15 protein-coding genes are annotated in these 15,013 nt (G+C 36.1%); 7 read left to right on the forward strand and 8 right to left on the reverse strand.

Annotation, left to right across the window (positions count from 1 at the left end; all coding sequences use genetic code 11):
• Window positions 1–83 precede the first annotated feature (83 nt).
• From AAEU29_RS11715 to AAEU29_RS11735, 5 genes are all read right to left on the reverse strand, one after another.
• Window positions 84–1,355, reverse strand: coding sequence for a serine hydrolase domain-containing protein (locus tag AAEU29_RS11715; protein WP_421973513.1), 1,272 nt, complete (start codon window positions 1,353–1,355; stop codon window positions 84–86).
• A gap of 36 nt (window positions 1,356–1,391) precedes the next feature.
• Window positions 1,392–1,994: a hypothetical protein gene (locus AAEU29_RS11720; protein ID WP_421973514.1), complete on the reverse strand. Its 603-nt coding sequence runs from the start codon at window positions 1,992–1,994 to the stop codon at window positions 1,392–1,394.
• 17 nt (window positions 1,995–2,011) lie between these two features.
• Complete coding sequence (locus AAEU29_RS11725; RefSeq protein WP_421973515.1) at window positions 2,012–2,239, reverse strand: helix-turn-helix domain-containing protein; 228 nt, start codon at window positions 2,237–2,239, stop codon at window positions 2,012–2,014.
• A 488-nt stretch (window positions 2,240–2,727) separates the two neighbouring features.
• Complete coding sequence (locus tag AAEU29_RS11730; protein ID WP_421973516.1) at window positions 2,728–4,011, reverse strand: hypothetical protein; 1,284 nt, start codon at window positions 4,009–4,011, stop codon at window positions 2,728–2,730.
• A 189-nt stretch (window positions 4,012–4,200) separates the two neighbouring features.
• Complete coding sequence (locus AAEU29_RS11735; RefSeq protein WP_421973517.1) at window positions 4,201–6,084, reverse strand: tetratricopeptide repeat protein; 1,884 nt, start codon at window positions 6,082–6,084, stop codon at window positions 4,201–4,203.
• Between the two features lie 286 nt (window positions 6,085–6,370).
• Between AAEU29_RS11735 and AAEU29_RS11740 the strand changes: the two genes are divergently transcribed.
• Both AAEU29_RS11740 and AAEU29_RS11745 read left to right on the forward strand, forming a co-directional pair.
• The gene (locus AAEU29_RS11740; RefSeq protein ID WP_421973518.1) at window positions 6,371–6,709 is read left to right on the forward strand and encodes a MaoP family protein; all 339 of its coding nucleotides are present in this window, start codon (window positions 6,371–6,373) and stop codon (window positions 6,707–6,709) included.
• A complete protein-coding gene (locus AAEU29_RS11745; protein ID WP_274759834.1) occupies window positions 6,699–6,839 on the forward strand; it encodes a hypothetical protein in 141 nt (46 codons plus the stop codon). The genes AAEU29_RS11740 and AAEU29_RS11745 overlap by 11 nt, the downstream gene beginning before the upstream one ends.
• Window positions 6,840–6,858: 19 nt before the next feature.
• On the opposite strand, the gene AAEU29_RS11750 is transcribed toward AAEU29_RS11745, so the two are convergent.
• Window positions 6,859–7,725, reverse strand: coding sequence for a class II glutamine amidotransferase (locus AAEU29_RS11750; RefSeq protein WP_421973519.1), 867 nt, complete (start codon window positions 7,723–7,725; stop codon window positions 6,859–6,861).
• 278 nt (window positions 7,726–8,003) lie between these two features.
• Between AAEU29_RS11750 and AAEU29_RS11755 the strand changes: the two genes are divergently transcribed.
• Window positions 8,004–8,795 (forward strand): polysaccharide deacetylase family protein, encoded by a 792-nt coding sequence (locus AAEU29_RS11755; RefSeq protein WP_421973520.1) that lies wholly within the window; start codon window positions 8,004–8,006, stop codon window positions 8,793–8,795.
• Window positions 8,796–8,915: 120 nt separating this feature from the next.
• Here the strand turns inward: AAEU29_RS11755 and AAEU29_RS11760 are convergent, their stop codons facing one another.
• The gene (locus AAEU29_RS11760; protein ID WP_421973521.1) at window positions 8,916–9,383 is read right to left on the reverse strand and encodes a nucleoside deaminase; all 468 of its coding nucleotides are present in this window, start codon (window positions 9,381–9,383) and stop codon (window positions 8,916–8,918) included.
• 2 nt (window positions 9,384–9,385) lie between these two features.
• Complete coding sequence (locus AAEU29_RS11765) at window positions 9,386–10,057, reverse strand: FMN-dependent NADH-azoreductase (protein ID WP_421973522.1); 672 nt, start codon at window positions 10,055–10,057, stop codon at window positions 9,386–9,388.
• Between the two features lie 112 nt (window positions 10,058–10,169).
• On the opposite strand from AAEU29_RS11765, the gene AAEU29_RS11770 reads away from it, so the two are divergent.
• The 4 genes from AAEU29_RS11770 to AAEU29_RS11785 all read left to right on the forward strand — a co-directional run bounded on the left by AAEU29_RS11770 (window position 10,170) and on the right by AAEU29_RS11785 (window position 14,915).
• Window positions 10,170–11,018, forward strand: a complete 849-nt coding sequence (locus AAEU29_RS11770; RefSeq protein WP_421973523.1) for a LysR family transcriptional regulator — start codon at window positions 10,170–10,172, stop codon at window positions 11,016–11,018.
• A 177-nt stretch (window positions 11,019–11,195) separates the two neighbouring features.
• Window positions 11,196–12,200, forward strand: coding sequence for a tetratricopeptide repeat protein (locus tag AAEU29_RS11775; protein ID WP_421973524.1), 1,005 nt, complete (start codon window positions 11,196–11,198; stop codon window positions 12,198–12,200).
• Window positions 12,201–12,420: 220 nt separating this feature from the next.
• Entirely contained in the window at window positions 12,421–14,541 is a 2,121-nt protein-coding gene (locus AAEU29_RS11780) for a methyl-accepting chemotaxis protein (RefSeq protein ID WP_421973525.1), read from the forward strand.
• Window positions 14,542–14,738: 197 nt separating this feature from the next.
• Window positions 14,739–14,915 (forward strand): hypothetical protein, encoded by a 177-nt coding sequence (locus AAEU29_RS11785; protein ID WP_421973526.1) that lies wholly within the window; start codon window positions 14,739–14,741, stop codon window positions 14,913–14,915.
• The last annotated feature ends 98 nt before the right edge of the window (window positions 14,916–15,013 follow it).

Raw genomic sequence — 15,013 nt, forward strand, 5'->3', positions numbered from 1 at the left:
TAATAAAGTGAAGTACGGGGTGTTTTGATAAGTGAAATTGTGGACTCAGTTGGTGTCTAACTTTATGAGTTCTATAAGCGTTTTTAATCTTGCAAAACACTATTAGTTGAGGATTTTGAGATTAACTGCGGGGATTTTCGGTAAAACAGCACAAGACTTACGAAAATCACCAAAATACCAAGCCCAATAGGTAAAAACGCACTGGCAATTGTGCTATCAAAGTTTAAAAAGTCGGGGATTCCGGTTTGCCATAATGTCCACTCTGATGCAATGGTGCTTGCAAGGTGATCACCACCCGAGGTTAATACGATTATTGCATCATTGGTATTTGGGTTGATGCGAAGCGCGCTATTAATCGCAGGCTCATTTGCGCCATCATGGCCAAAAATAAAATTTCCCTCTGGTGTTGGTACATACAACATGGCTCCCATGCCCCAAATCGGGGCGCCAAGTTTATACCCGAGCGGTTGGCTTAAATCTTTGATTGCCTGCTCTGAATTTCTGTTACCTTGCTGTAGAGCAATGACAAATTGAGTTAAGTCATCTGCACTTGCCAACAAACCGGTTGCTGCGGGGCTAACATATTGATAAGAAGCTGATTTATTTCCTTCGCTATCATATGCATTTGCAATGTTTGTTTGTTCGCCAATAAATTGATAATTTGCACGGTTCATTTTTAGTGGCGTAAAAACCGTATCCGCCATAAATGCCTCAAATGGGATGCCTGTAATGTTTTCGATAATGTGCTCGGCGATAAGGTAACCACCGCCCGAGTATTGCCACTCTGTTGCTGGGGCGTAGCCTATTTCAAGCTTTGCATTTCCGCGAGAGCTTTTTGGTTGTTGTAGAGATTCAAGTAGCATTGGTAATACTTGCTCTTTAGGTATATCAGCAAAGCCTAACCCATCTACTAATCCTGAAGTATGTGACAGTAAGAGCCTCATTGAGACTTTATTATGATCAAATGATGAAGAAGGTAACTGCCAAGCAGGTGTTAAATAGTTAGCAATTGGCGCATCTAAATCAATTTGACCTTGTTGCGCTAATTGAGAAATACCATAGGCTGTAAATAACTTGCTCATCGATGCAACCGGAAACAAAGTTTCGCCATTTATTTTATCGATTGATGGCGAAAACTGTTTTGATACCACACGACCATTTTCAAGAACGATGAAAGCCAAGTTGCCTTTGGTTTCACTTAAAAAGCGGTGATTAACTGCCTTGATAAAGTGATTTGTATCACCTTGCTTTGCAAGCGGTGTTAACCACCAACCGTTAACTGCGCCATAAAGGCAAATACTGCTCCAACAAAGTGTGAGTAAAGTAAAGCTCACTATATATTTAAATAAACGCATCACATTTCCTTGTTCGGTTAAACTGATTAACGCGGGCTAAATTACTTCGAGTTCTTCTTTTTCTCTTACAAAATATATTGAAAGCAATAGTAGAGCTGCAGGGAATAAAAATACGTTGGTAAAAGATAAAACAAGAGTCATCTGTAAAAGACACATCAGTAACATTAAAACTGAAAACACTTTTAGCAGGGGCGGTAAATGCTGATTTACTAAACATACAATCGAAAAAACAGCGGCAACTAACGAAAATAGCCCAAGTGACCCTAGTGCAATAACCATAACTACCACGCCTGTTGTTTCTGATAAGGTAGTTTGATTTGATAAGGCAAAGTAAATATCAAACAAGACGGTTAAATGAAAGATAGACACAAGCCCTGCCATTATAAACAACAGCATACGAGCAGCCGTTGCGTTAAAATGCGTTTTCAAGTGGTTGCTAAGAGCTAAGTAAATACTTACCTCTAAAGCACCGATTATTACAAACAGTAAATCAAGCCAATTAAATGTGAGTAGATCTTGCTTTAGTGCTTCTTCAAATCCAGCCATGGATTGGCCTAAAAAGGTAATCCAATAAAATGGAAACAGCACAGCGAGCAGCGCACAAGCACCTGCAGATAGTAAATTTTCACGAGAGTTCATATAGCGTCCCTTCTTGCTTAATCCAAATGGGTGTTTGGATTAGTTGATTCGTACTGCAAAATGTCACCAGGCTGACAATTAAGCGCCTGACAGATTGCTTCTAATGTTGAGAACCGAATAGCTTTTACTTTGCCATTCTTAAGCAAAGACAAATTAGTCATTGAAATACCAATATCACCAGATAACTGTTTCAAAGACATTTTGTTTTTCGCAAGTTCTACATCTAAGTTAATTCGTATAGTCATGGCTTATAAATTAACCAGTGAGTTTATGATTGTCAAATAAAGTTTTATGATAAACGTAAAATATTTTTCGAATAACATATTTTAATAATGATACTTAGAATTATGTTTTTGTAGCTGTTTAATGATGATTAATTGAAAAAATATCAAACAAAGAGAAGATGTTTATTTATGTTTCTAAAGTTTAATCTTCAGATTTTAGGGGGGGTTACAATAAGCGATGAAATAATTTCGACACTTTGAAAGCTAAAATATTTTTAATTGGTATTGAGAATTTAATAACTCTCTTAAGTACCTAGATATTTTTCGATGAACAAAATGCAGCTTTTAAAAATATGTAATTATTGTGAAATTTTAATTTATTTATGGACCTGAATAGAACGCTAAATATAGAAAAAGGGCAGTTATGCCCTTATAAAATTTAGTTTTGCTTTGATCCGAGTTAACAAGGATTTGTCGTTAAACTATATTGTTAGCTGAAAATAATAATATTAGTGTAATGGTATTATTTTCCCGCTATAAACAGCATCATCATAAATCTCGAATATTCCATGCCAGTTTGGTGTTTCTAACACCGCTTGTTGCCATTCTATTTTTGCACCAAGCGCTGATAATGCAGCAACAGATTGCCCATGTTTTATATTATTAAATGTCCAAGGCTTTAAGTGGTTTATTAATATAGTGATGATTTGGATATTTGCCTTTCCTTTTGATATTTCATCTAACAGCGCAATTTCTTTTAAGTTACCATTTGCCAATAGCACAAATTTTTGTAAACAGCCTGTGAGCAAGGCAGATTTATTATCTACATCTACAAAAGATACCATTGCATCTTTGTTTTTTATCAGAAACTGATCGTAATTAGCGTCGTTTTCAAAGCAAGGAAGTTTAGTGAGGTTTTTGATTTCAATAGGCTCACCTATGCTAAAACTATTTAACCTACTAAAAGTTGTTTCACCATCATGATGAATAGAACTAAAAGTTACGTCAGAAAATATGTTTTGTAATTCGTTTTTTTGTTTATCTGAAAGGTTATCTTTAATATTGATGCTGGATGAAGCTAGGTTAATTTTAAAATCCATTGCTTCTAGTTCTAGTTGATTTGCTAAAGACATTGGTAACAAATTGCTATGATATTGATAATGAACCAGCAGATTGTCTTCAAATAAGAACAGGTGATTCCTTCCAATTAATGTCATTTTTACTGAATTATTAATTGGCCATACTAAGGTAAACCTTCTTAATTTAGTGATGGTATCATCATAACTATCACCAATAGCTATACCAAAAATTGCGCTTTTTGATATTTGACTATCAAACTTTATTCGTTCAATCTGTTTTGGTATTTGCGGCTCAAATGTATGCTCAGTAGTGAATTTGATTGCAGGAAATGTATTTTCAGACAAAATTGTACTCAGTAAACGGAGGTTATCTTCGTTGATTTCATAGGTTTTCCCTGAACAATTTGCAACCGGTTTGACAACGGCGGTACCTATTAATTTCCTTGTTTGAATGTCATTTTTAAAAATTACACTTTGTTCAATCAAGCCATTTGGGTATTGGCCTAGTTGTTTTTTGATAAGAGTAAAAAGCTTTTTTCTTAACGCATTAAGTTGTTCTTGCTCGTCTTTACTTCGATTATAATTGACCGAGGTTTTGAACTCCTTTCCTTCAACACCTAAGTCAATAGAGCATTCACTCGCTCTGCTATATAGAGTGTTGCCGTAGCTTATTTGGCAAAATAAAAATAATACAAATAAAACAAGTGCTCTCATCTGATTTCCCTATTCTTTTTTAATGCAATGATATTAATATAATTTTTTATAGAAATGTGGTTATTCTTAACTTTATTTAAGAATAACTGATCTATATTGATTAAATTAATAACTAAAACAGTAAGTTCGAACTATAGGTCTAACTAGGCTTGTTTTATTTACTTATAAACCGATTTAAGCGCCAATCTTCTACAAAGATAAACGCTTCTTAATTTTGTTATTGGGGTTGGCCAGTAATAACCCTTTATTTAACACGGCAACAGTTTCTTCATGTAGTCCTTTTAAATCATATATATCTGCCATCAATAAGTAAGTTCTATCAAACTTTGGAGATAAGGCGATTAATGATTCAAGCACCGAAAGTGCATCTGAATACCGTTCTAAATTTTTATATGAAGCTGCAAGATAGTATTTTGCCAAAATAAAGTTTTCTTTCAGTTCAACAGCCTCTTGGAAATGTTTTATTGATTCGATGTAATTATCTGTTGAATAAAAACTTAAACCAAGGTTGTAATGTACCTCAGGTAGGTTATTGTCTTTTTTGATTGTTGCTAAAAGAATCCTTCTTGCTTCATCGTGATCACCTTTTCTTATATTTAGAATTCCAATCCACTGATTTAGAAGCGCTTTATTGTTGAAGCGAGCATATACTTTATCTAAATAGATTTTTGCTTTATCAAATTCACCAATGTTAATTAGTCCTTCAATTAGAGTTGTGTAAAGTGGTAAAGGGGCATTTTTTTGTGTAAATAGGTATTGTTCTAGTTGAATCAGACGATTCTTTGTTGGTCCTATACGCTTAATAATATTCACAACTTGGTAAACTAATTGCTGATTTTTGTCTAAATCGGCAGGAGCGTAATAGCCAATTTCACTCAACTCTGGGCCCACTTCATCAAGTTGCTTTAGCCTTTTACTTTCACTTTCTGGAAGTGATATTTTATGGTCAGTCATAGTGACTTGAACTACATCTTGGGTTCGTTTTTGTTGCATATGGCAAGATACGCATGACTTTCCTGCGATGTTAGTTTTATGCTGTATCAAATCATGGCATGATTTACAGGTATTTTCGGTTTTAGATAGACGCTCGCTTTTGCTAGCTTTGTGATGTGGATCGTGGCAATCTAAACAATAAAAATTTTGTTCACTTTTTGTAAAACAAGCACTCTGCCTTAGGCGATAAGCGTGGTGATTAATCTCAAATCTATGCTTTTGAGGCATCAGCTCATCTGTTATCTCTACATGATAAATGTACTCATTCAAATCTTGGCCAGGAATAAAAGAAAAAGTATTCTTGTTTGGGTTTCTAATACCTGCAAAGTCAACAGCGGGTAAAAGATGACACTGGTCGCAAACCTGGTTTTGCTTTTCAGCCGAAAGTTTTGAAGGATTAATTATCGTATTCCAACTATCGGTTATATCAGCTGAATCTTTTTTTGATGCTTCAATATGACGCTTTCCGGGTCCATGGCACCGTTGACAGCCAAGGCCACTTGGTAAATTTTTAGAGAATGCATGTGCTGCCCATTGTGGATCATTTATATTTTCAAGTGGATAAGCATTATGACAAAACATACATTCTCGTCTAACTTGACGAGTGATTCCTTGATGATTTGAATTATCATAACCAGGTGCCATCCCAAATTGTTCTAACTCGCTATACCAAACAATTGGAAACAAAAAGATCTCACCATTTTCTGTTTGATATAAGTAGCTACGTGATTTATTACCAGAACCCATTACCCAATCTACTTTGCGTTTAAAATAGGCAAGCTTGTTTGCTTTAGAGTCTTTGTGGTAGCGAATGAAATACAAACCTTCATTCTCAAGTTTCATTTCGTAATATGTTTTCGAAGCTTTGTGGTAAAAAGCAGGTAACTGGAAGTTAGCAATTAAATTTTTGGCGATTGCGGGTTTAAATGCATGTGCCATACCTAAGGTTTGATAGTCTTTTGCAATTTTCTCATGGCATTGCGTACACTCTTTATCATTTACATATTCGGAAGGTTGGGCTGTAACGATGTAACTGCTAAGAAGAAAATAGCTAAAGAGAAGCGCTCGAACAAAGATCATATTAACGTGTTTTTATAAACTTTTAGTTACATTTTATTTGTAAATTACCTTAATAACAAATATGTACTTTAATATTAAAAAATCTAAATTAATTTGATAAAGCAAAAGATAATAATTGTAAACATAAGCTATTCATTTAAAAACTTTATTAACTACTAATTTTTATCTTAACGACAATAATTTTTTGATTTTCTTCTTGGCAAAATTTAACTATTTTTCACTTGCGAGCGCACTGTTTATTTGGTGCGAACAAAGTTTAATTTTCTAACATGTTGAGATTAAAAATATGGCAGCTGAAATTAGATTAGGTGGTCGAAAATTTTATGACGATGAACACTTTCCAGGTGGCATCGATAGGGCTGGCTTTTTTACTATTCCTGAGGCAAATTTTTTAATTAATTATGGCTATACATTAAACGGATTGTATTGTGGCGAATTACAACCTGAAAATGAAGTAGAGCAGCGTTTCGTTGATAATGTTAATTCAGAGGAAGAATCAGCATATTACGAAGTGCGTATTTGGCGAAAGTATCTAAAGGCGCTTTATAAAGTAAGCCATAGAGCAAGCGCTAACAGTTCTCGCAATGAAATAACTAGGTCGTTTGAGAGTTTCGATGAAGCATGAGCAAAGTCAAGGTAGTTATCTTGAGAAAAACAAAGCACATAAAAAAGCAAAAAAGGACAAACCAAAAGATAAATTAAGTCATAAATCAAAACGTAAAAAGTTTGATGACGATGACTGGAGTGATGAATAGCACTCCAGTCATTTATTCGTTAAGTTTGATAGTCGACAGGAACAGGCTCACTGTAAACAGAGTTTTGCTTGTCGACTACCACTGAGTGGTTACGCTCTACCTTTATCCAGTCTGTATCTTCTTCCGTTAGTGGCTCTGAGCTGATAATCACGGTTTTATTAGTATTAGCACCATGTAAACTAAAATCTTTTTCTGATGTTAGCTCTAAAGCGCCTACACCATAAAATAAAGAGGCTGGCTGACTATTTCGGTCAGTGGCATAGCGTGTAGCAACTAATGATGTGCCATCTGATACTGCAAGATTAATAAATGCATTGGTGTTTGCCTCAGCGGCAACGCGAATATCAATGATTTTTTTGATAACCAAATAAAGCGCATTTTTAATATCATTAGTTGATAAGTTATCAGCAAATTCGATAGTGTCGAGAAAGAGTGCAAATATGCATTCAGAATCTGTATTCCCTTTAACTAAATCAAACGCTTGGTTTGAGAGTTGATTGAGTATACTGCGTCTAAATTTTACAAACTGATCTAATCGACCATTGTGCATAAACGTATATTTTTGAAAATTAAACGGATGGCAATTAGCTTGAGACACTGGCATGCCAACTGATGCATCACGTACATGGGCAAAAAAACACTGGCTTCTTACTTTGCTCGCAATTTGTTGTAAGTTCTGATTGCTCCAAGCAGGTTCAATACTAACAAACCGTGCTGGGAAAGGATCATCATGGGTAGGATACCAGCTCAAACCAAAGCCATCGCCATTGAGCGGCTTTTTACGCTTTTTAGCATCTTTGCTCTGCTCAACAAGTGAATTGGTAGGTGAAATTACAATGTCGTTTAAGGTGACTTCTGCACCTTTATAAGCAATAAAGCGACACATAGATAAATCCTAAAAAAATTTTTTACACTATAGGTGAATTTTTAAAAAATCATACAAAAAAATAACGGCTTGCCGTTTTTTTGATGCGTTTGTTTAACTTTAAACTATTGCACGGATTTGTTTTAAAATTTTACCGTTAAAAATTATCAAGGCGCAGTGCTTTTCGCCATAAAATTAAACAATATTATTATTTTTCAAGTGAATAAAAACTATTTCACTTGTTAAGAATAGCTTGGCAAGTTAGTTTGAATTATCACCAAGTTATAAACAAACATACTATGTCAAAAACCAGCTTACTTTTGTCACTGTTATGCTTTTCGACTTTTGCAGCAACAGCTAACAACTTTTATCCAGATAATGCACGATATGCAATTAGTTTAAGTTTTGATGATGCGAGAAAATCTCAGGTCGATATTGGTTTACCTTTACTTGATAGATACAAAGTAAAGGGCACATTTTATGTGATGCCAGATCAAATGCAGGAAAAAGCACTCCAGTGGAAAGCCGCTGCTATTAACGGACACGAAATTGCCAACCATACCAAAAATCACTTATGCACAGGTAATTTCCGTTGGCTTAGAGAGAAAGGTAAGGGGTTAGAGCAAGTTAATCTCGATTTCATTGAAAAAGATATTCAACTATCACAACAAGAAATATCTGCTTTAACTGGCAAAACACCAGAAGGTTTTGCCTATCCATGTGGCCAGACCTTTGTCGGGCGTGGCGAAGCTGTCCAGAGTTATGTGCCGTTTATTGCAAAATCCTTTAATTATGGCCGAACGTGGAACGATGAAACTGCCAATGATCCCCTTTATTACGATCCCGCACAAATCAGAGCTTTTAATATGGATGGCAAAACATTCGATCAGCTAAAAGCATTATTAGAACGTGCAAAATTTGAAAATGCATGGATTGTATTTGCGGGTCATGAAGTTGGCCAAAAAGCGCTTTATACGATAGATGAAAAGGCGCTTGAGCAACTTATTGTTTACTTGCAAGAGCCAAAAAATGGTTACTGGCTTGCAACCGTTGCTGAGGTAAACACATTTATTCAAAAAACAAAGCGTTAAATTTTACGACTACATTTGTTGAAGCAATGAATTTCTATTACAAACTGATATTTAAAAAACAGACAAATCAAAAGGTAAGTATTATTTTTTCAAAGGCGCTAAGCGCCTTTTATATCGGTTTTATTTGCACAGTTCTCTGAATCGTTTAAAAGGCGTTAAGCTGTCTGCGTGTTCTAACTTGAGGATGTTGAATTTTGCTAGCAATATTGGATTGATGTATTGATAACTATGCAAGTAATCAAATCCGCTTTCTTTAGCTTGAAAACGGTCTGATAAAATCACTAATTGTCTAATTTTGGCAAAGTACATTGCCATGTAACACAAGGCACAAGGTTCAGCAGAGGCGATTAATATTGTGTCTTCTAGAGAATGTGTTTGCAGTTTTTTACTTGCCGTTCTGATCGCTTGTATTTCAGCATGAGCGGTACAATCAAAACATTCTTTTTCTTGATTAGTGCCAGTAGCGAGTACCTTTCCAGTTTTATCAATTATTATTGCAGAAAAAGGATAATCGCCATTTTTCACATTTCGTATAGCAAGCGTTATTACCTGCGCAAGATGTTTTTCGCTAATTTGCAACGCGGCCATTTTTATACCTCTTTTTTGCTTAATGTTAACGCTAATGTGTGTGCGTCAATATAGGCCTTTGACATAGAGTTATGATGTCTTTCATCATTAAATTCTTGATATTCAGAAGCAATTTCAAACATCTTTGTAACACCTAAGTATTTCGATAAAGTCCGGATATGTGGGCTTAGGTGGCTGTGTTTTTCATTTATACCGCCAGCTTCAAAGCCAAATTCACCACAAGAGGTAATGAGTACTACTGTCTTTCCAGATAACAGAGGTTTTAACGGTGTATCGCCTCGTGCTAAATCAAAATCAAATGTTTTATTTATACGGATCACTTGATCAAACCAAGCTTTAAGTTGTGCTGGCATGCCATAGTTATACATGGGGGTTGATATCAAAATAATATCTGCACGGTACAGCTCATCTAGTAAAGTATCTGATAATGCTAAAATTCGACGTTGCTGTGCTGAACGTTTGTTTTCCGCAGTAAATACCGCACCTATCCATTGTTGGGTTATAAATTCGGGTGGGTTTACACCTAAATCACGATAAATATATTCATCTATATTTTTACTTTTCTGCCAACTGTTTATAAACTCGTTGGCAATATTTTTAGAAATTGAGTTATGATCTGGATTGCTATTTGATATAGCTCTAACGCTTGAATCTAAGTGTAAAATTGTAGTCAAAATCTATTTCCTGATAATTAATTTCAGGGTAAATAGTGAAGATTAATTGTAACTTTAACAAACGACTTATCATCACTCATAGATGAGTAAAACTTTACTATAGGAAGCGGAAATGCATGTTTCTATGCAAGCATTAAAGGTGTTTGACGCGGCAGCACGGCTTGAGAGTTTCAAATTAGCAGCAGAGGAGTTGGCATTAACACCCACTGCTGTATCACATCATATTAAGAATTTAGAGAAACGACTAAACTGCCAATTATTTATTCGTAAAACACGTAAAATTGCGTTAACAGCTTCTGGAAAGCACCTTGCAACGGCAACTCAAAATGGTTTTTCGCTTATTAATTCAGCGCTTGATGACCTGCAAGATGCAGGAAATCATTTGAAAGTGAATACGACATCTTCATTTGCGGCTTTGGTTCTACTTCCTGAACTTAGCCAGTTTAATCGTGTTTATCCTCATATTACACTCGACATTTCAACAAGCGAGGCAATTGAAAATGACCCGTATGCAATTGCAATTCGTTTCGGTGATATGAATAGGGTTGAGCAAAATACCATTTTGACAGCAGAGCATTATAACCTCTTTAGTGCAGGTCCCTTACTGAAAACCTTGCCCGAAAATCAGCTAGTCTATTCAAGTAAATGGAAAAACCATCATTTACCTAGTGTACCGCTTGCAGCATGGTGCGAATTAAACGGATTTAACAAAGCGCAATTTAAAGTAGTGGAATATGACCAAGAGCTTTTTGCTATTCAACAAGCTATTTATGAAAACGCATTTGTGTTTTGTTCAAATACATTAGCAAAGGATTACGTTTCACGCGGTCAGCTTTTTGCATTAAATACAAAAGAAATTGCATCAGAACTCTGTTATTACATTCCAAATAAAACAAAGCTTGGGAGCGTCTCAGCAGATATTTTTTGTGATTGGCTAAGAAACGTTGTTAATAGCATTTAATCTTACCTGTGCATAAAATTTCACACATTTAACTGTGAAGAACGATAGAGTGCTAATTTATCCATTTTTCTTAAAATTAGGCAGTTTCATCTCACAAAGTTATAAGAATTAGACACAATGAGGTATTATTTATTCAATACCTCTGTTGCTGCCTTTTTAATATCTGTTTGGGACATTATGTTACGCTTAGTCTGTTTTTTGTTCGTCATTGTCTCTCCATTTTTGTGGGGGGCAACCGTTGATGAACGATTAAAAGAGGCCAAAGATTATTTAACTGTAAAACCTTCCGAAAGCTACCGTATTTTAGAAGAAATTGATTTAACTAAAAATTTAACTGAAGAGCAGCTAATAGAGTGGCATATTCTTAATATGCGTGCTTCTTTACCTCTTGGTAAGTTAGATAATTTAATCGCGTCGGTTGAATCGGTTTTTAAATACCATCAATCAGCCTATTTCGCTGAGAATATAACGCCCGTCACAAGCGCTTTAGGAATTTGGTTAAGGCGCAACAATTACCTTACGGATGCGGAACTTAGCTTTAAATGCTCTTATCGACATGCCAGTAACGATCGCTTACGCGTTATTCTAAACAACAGTTTGGCATTGTTAGCGCGAGAATCAGGCGATTTAGAAAGAGCTAAGTATTTGTTTGAATATTCTGCCAAACTTGCCAAGGCTGACAAAAATATCAATATGATGGGCATGATAAACTTCAATCAAGGCGTCATTGCTTTTCAAGAAGGTAAGTTTGCAGATGCCGAACAGCATTTTCGAATAGCACTTGAATATTATCAGTCAATTAATAAACGCGCAGGCAAAATTTCCGCGGGTACTTATTTATTGTTTTCGTTTGTGGTGCAAAAAGAGCTGACCAACTATCAGCGCCTTTACCTTCCTACTTTTCAACAAACCGAAGCATTCCCTAATAACGCCTCAAAAGCGCTTCTTGATTGGGTAAATGCAGGGTATTTACAGCAAACAGGCATAGAAATTTCTGAAGAGACCCGTGATTCACTTAAACAGCAGTTTAGTAATATCACAGATCATTTTGAGCAAGCTTTAATTGATAAATATTTAGCAAAACCGCTTGGTATATCACTTATTTTACCATCATTTGAGAGTAATACAGAGCGCTTTGATGCAGAGTGGTTTTCGCTTGTTAAAAATTGCAGCTTTAATTAATCCATTTCCATAATTGAGTTTTTAACATGTGATGTATTGGCAAGTTTTTAAAAATTATGATTTAAATAGTTTTAACGCGCTTTGCTAAAACACTATTTGGTTAAGTCAAAATCACTTTTTAAATTCTGCATAAAAAAATCGTTAAATTAGCAATAATTCCGTTATTTCTCTGTAGTTTGACTATATTGAAAGGAGCACAAAATAACGAGACGCAGGATTTATGCATCATCTTTCTATAAAAACAAAGTTAATCGCATTTATCTCAACTACTTTAGCGCTGTTAGTTATCACGTTAGTCGCAATTAGTTGGGTACAATTAAATAATAATAATCAAACACAAAGCAATCGCGTTCAGTCTGTTTTATTAGATGAAATTAACGATAAGTTAATGAGTAAAACACAATATTATGCGACTGAAATTGCAGGGTACATCAACACTGAATATAAAATTCCGCTGACACTTTCTGGTGGGTTAGCCAATACAGCCAAAACAACCCCATTATCGCGTGAGGGGGTATATCAAATGACCTTAGGTGCACTTGCACAAAACCCTGATATATCGTCGATTTATGCCCAATTTGAAGCAAATGGTTACGACCAAAAAGACAGTGAATTTGGTAATGGCTTTACGCACTCTGTGCCAGAAGTTGGCACGCTTGAAATATACATCACCCGTGAAAGTGACGGCAGCTTAGTACAACACCAAGTTGAAGATGCTGCTGAAAAGTATTTGAGTGAAAAGAATGAATTTGGCTTTCGCGAAAGTGAATGGTATTTGTGCGCTAAGGATACTCAAAAACCGTGCATTATGGAGCCCTATTTATACGAAATTGAGCCGGGGCAGTCTGAATTAATGACGTCATTAACGGTACCAATTATCAGTAACAATAAGTTTATCGGTATAGTTGGAGCTGATATTAACTTACCGAAATTCCAATCGCTTACCGAGCGTATTTCGAATAGCCTTTACAATGGGCAAGCCAAAGTAACCATTTTAAGTAACATTGGCCTAGTAGTGGGTTCTAGCCACTACAAAAAACTTGCACGCCCTTTAAGTGAATCGCTTACAAATGGTGACGCAAATAGCATTATGAACATTCGTAAGCGCCAAGAAAATATTGAGGTAGGCAATAACCTTGTGTTTGCGATGCCCATCAAAATTAATGTTGCAAATACAACATGGAGTTTAATAATTGAACTGCCGAAAAGTGTTGCCTTAGCAAGTGCTGTTGAACTTGCCGAAAGTCAAGCAAGTGCCACAGCAAGTGTTGGTAAAACAATGGTACTGATTGGCGTATTGGTATCTGTTATTGCCATTGCTATCTCAATTGTAATTTTACGTACCATAGTCAAACCAATAACTGACATTAAACAGCGTATTGAAAACTTAGCCAGTAGCGAAGGTGATCTGACTGTTAGCTTGACTGTGACACAGCATGAAGAGCTTATTCTACTTGCATCAGGGTTTAATCAATTTACGCAGAAATTACGCACCATGATTGACGGTTTGAAAGCGCTTGCAAATGATTCATTTAATCAATCGGCCAATACTTCTCAGGCAGCACAAGAAATTAAAGCCAAAGTTAATATGCAGCACATGGAAATTGATAGTGTGGTTACAGCCATTAATGAGCTCAGTGCAACGGCAAGTGAAGTTGCCCGCTCATCAGAAAATGCAGCTACCACAACTAATAATACCAACCTGAAAGTAAAAGAAAGTGAGCGCGGCATTGTGGCTGCATCGCATTCAGTAGAAACCATGACGAGTCATGTAAATAGTGCCAAAGATTCAATCAGTGCAGTTGCCCAGCGCAGTAATGATATTACACATATTTTAGATGTTATTCGCTCTATTGCTGAACAAACTAACTTATTAGCACTCAATGCCGCTATTGAAGCTGCACGTGCAGGTGAGCAGGGGCGAGGGTTTGCAGTTGTAGCTGATGAAGTGCGATCGCTTGCCTCAAAAACACAAGACTCTACCAATGAAATAAGCCAATTGATTGATAACTTACAAAGTGAAGTAGGCACATCTGAGACGATAATTGAAAAGTCTGTGGCTCAGGCAAGTGATGCTATGGCGCATTGTGCTAAAGCAGCATCACAAATGGGTGAAATGGTGAACGAGCTAGCGCTTATTTCAAATGAAGTGACTCAAATAGCCACAGCTGCTGAAGAGCAAAGTGCTGTAACCGAAGACTTAAGTGCCAATATGACAGGTATTTCAGACGCTGCTGCAGAGCTTTCCGAACTGGCTGATACCGTGGAGCAAGCAGCTGCACAATTAACCTATTTAGTTGAGCAAAAACACAAGCAGCTCAGCCAACTTAAAACGGAGTAAAATATTCATGGCTTCAATGTTTAGTTTGCTTTATACGACACATTGAAGCCATTTTCATTTCGCCGCCAATGCTTGAAATGTTCAATTTAACCGTCTATTCAACCAAATATCACCGAATTTAACCGTTAAACACAAAGCAAATTTAATCGCATGAGCCCTGCCTATACTACACCCATCAACACGACAGGATTTTCACCATGACAACTACAGACAACAACACATTAGATTTTGACATTTCTCATCTTATTGAAGGTGGCGTAGCCGTTTTCGCGCTTGGTTTAACGCTTGGCACATTGATTGGTGCTGGTATGACAAGTGCTGTTGTTCTTGGTGCAGTTGCTGCGATAGCAACCTACCTAGTGCGTCACAAATAGATTTCTAAGTAACCAATTATATCCCAACCAGTAAAAACACTTGCCTTCAACCAGCAAGTGTTTTTTTATTCGTCGAGACCATAAATCAAAGATTGTAA

Source organism: Pseudoalteromonas aquimarina, from assembly GCF_049257255.1.
Classification (GTDB): Bacteria; Pseudomonadota; Gammaproteobacteria; order Enterobacterales; family Alteromonadaceae; genus Pseudoalteromonas.

Coding starts and splice junctions, on each gene's coding strand:
- AAEU29_RS11755 (WP_421973520.1), top strand. CDS start 8,004: ATGTCAAAAACCAGCTTACTTTTGTCACTGTTATGCTTTTCGACTTTT.
- AAEU29_RS11785 (WP_421973526.1), top strand. CDS start 14,739: ATGACAACTACAGACAACAACACATTAGATTTTGACATTTCTCATCTT.
- AAEU29_RS11735 (WP_421973517.1), bottom strand. CDS start 6,084: ATGATCTTTGTTCGAGCGCTTCTCTTTAGCTATTTTCTTCTTAGCAGT.
- AAEU29_RS11750 (WP_421973519.1), bottom strand. CDS start 7,725: ATGTGTCGCTTTATTGCTTATAAAGGTGCAGAAGTCACCTTAAACGAC.
- AAEU29_RS11715 (WP_421973513.1), bottom strand. CDS start 1,355: ATGCGTTTATTTAAATATATAGTGAGCTTTACTTTACTCACACTTTGT.
- AAEU29_RS11725 (WP_421973515.1), bottom strand. CDS start 2,239: ATGACTATACGAATTAACTTAGATGTAGAACTTGCGAAAAACAAAATG.
- AAEU29_RS11780 (WP_421973525.1), top strand. CDS start 12,421: ATGCATCATCTTTCTATAAAAACAAAGTTAATCGCATTTATCTCAACT.
- AAEU29_RS11730 (WP_421973516.1), bottom strand. CDS start 4,011: ATGAGAGCACTTGTTTTATTTGTATTATTTTTATTTTGCCAAATAAGC.
- AAEU29_RS11770 (WP_421973523.1), top strand. CDS start 10,170: ATGCATGTTTCTATGCAAGCATTAAAGGTGTTTGACGCGGCAGCACGG.
- AAEU29_RS11760 (WP_421973521.1), bottom strand. CDS start 9,383: ATGGCCGCGTTGCAAATTAGCGAAAAACATCTTGCGCAGGTAATAACG.
- AAEU29_RS11745 (WP_274759834.1), top strand. CDS start 6,699: ATGAAGCATGAGCAAAGTCAAGGTAGTTATCTTGAGAAAAACAAAGCA.
- AAEU29_RS11775 (WP_421973524.1), top strand. CDS start 11,196: ATGTTACGCTTAGTCTGTTTTTTGTTCGTCATTGTCTCTCCATTTTTG.
- AAEU29_RS11720 (WP_421973514.1), bottom strand. CDS start 1,994: ATGAACTCTCGTGAAAATTTACTATCTGCAGGTGCTTGTGCGCTGCTC.
- AAEU29_RS11740 (WP_421973518.1), top strand. CDS start 6,371: ATGGCAGCTGAAATTAGATTAGGTGGTCGAAAATTTTATGACGATGAA.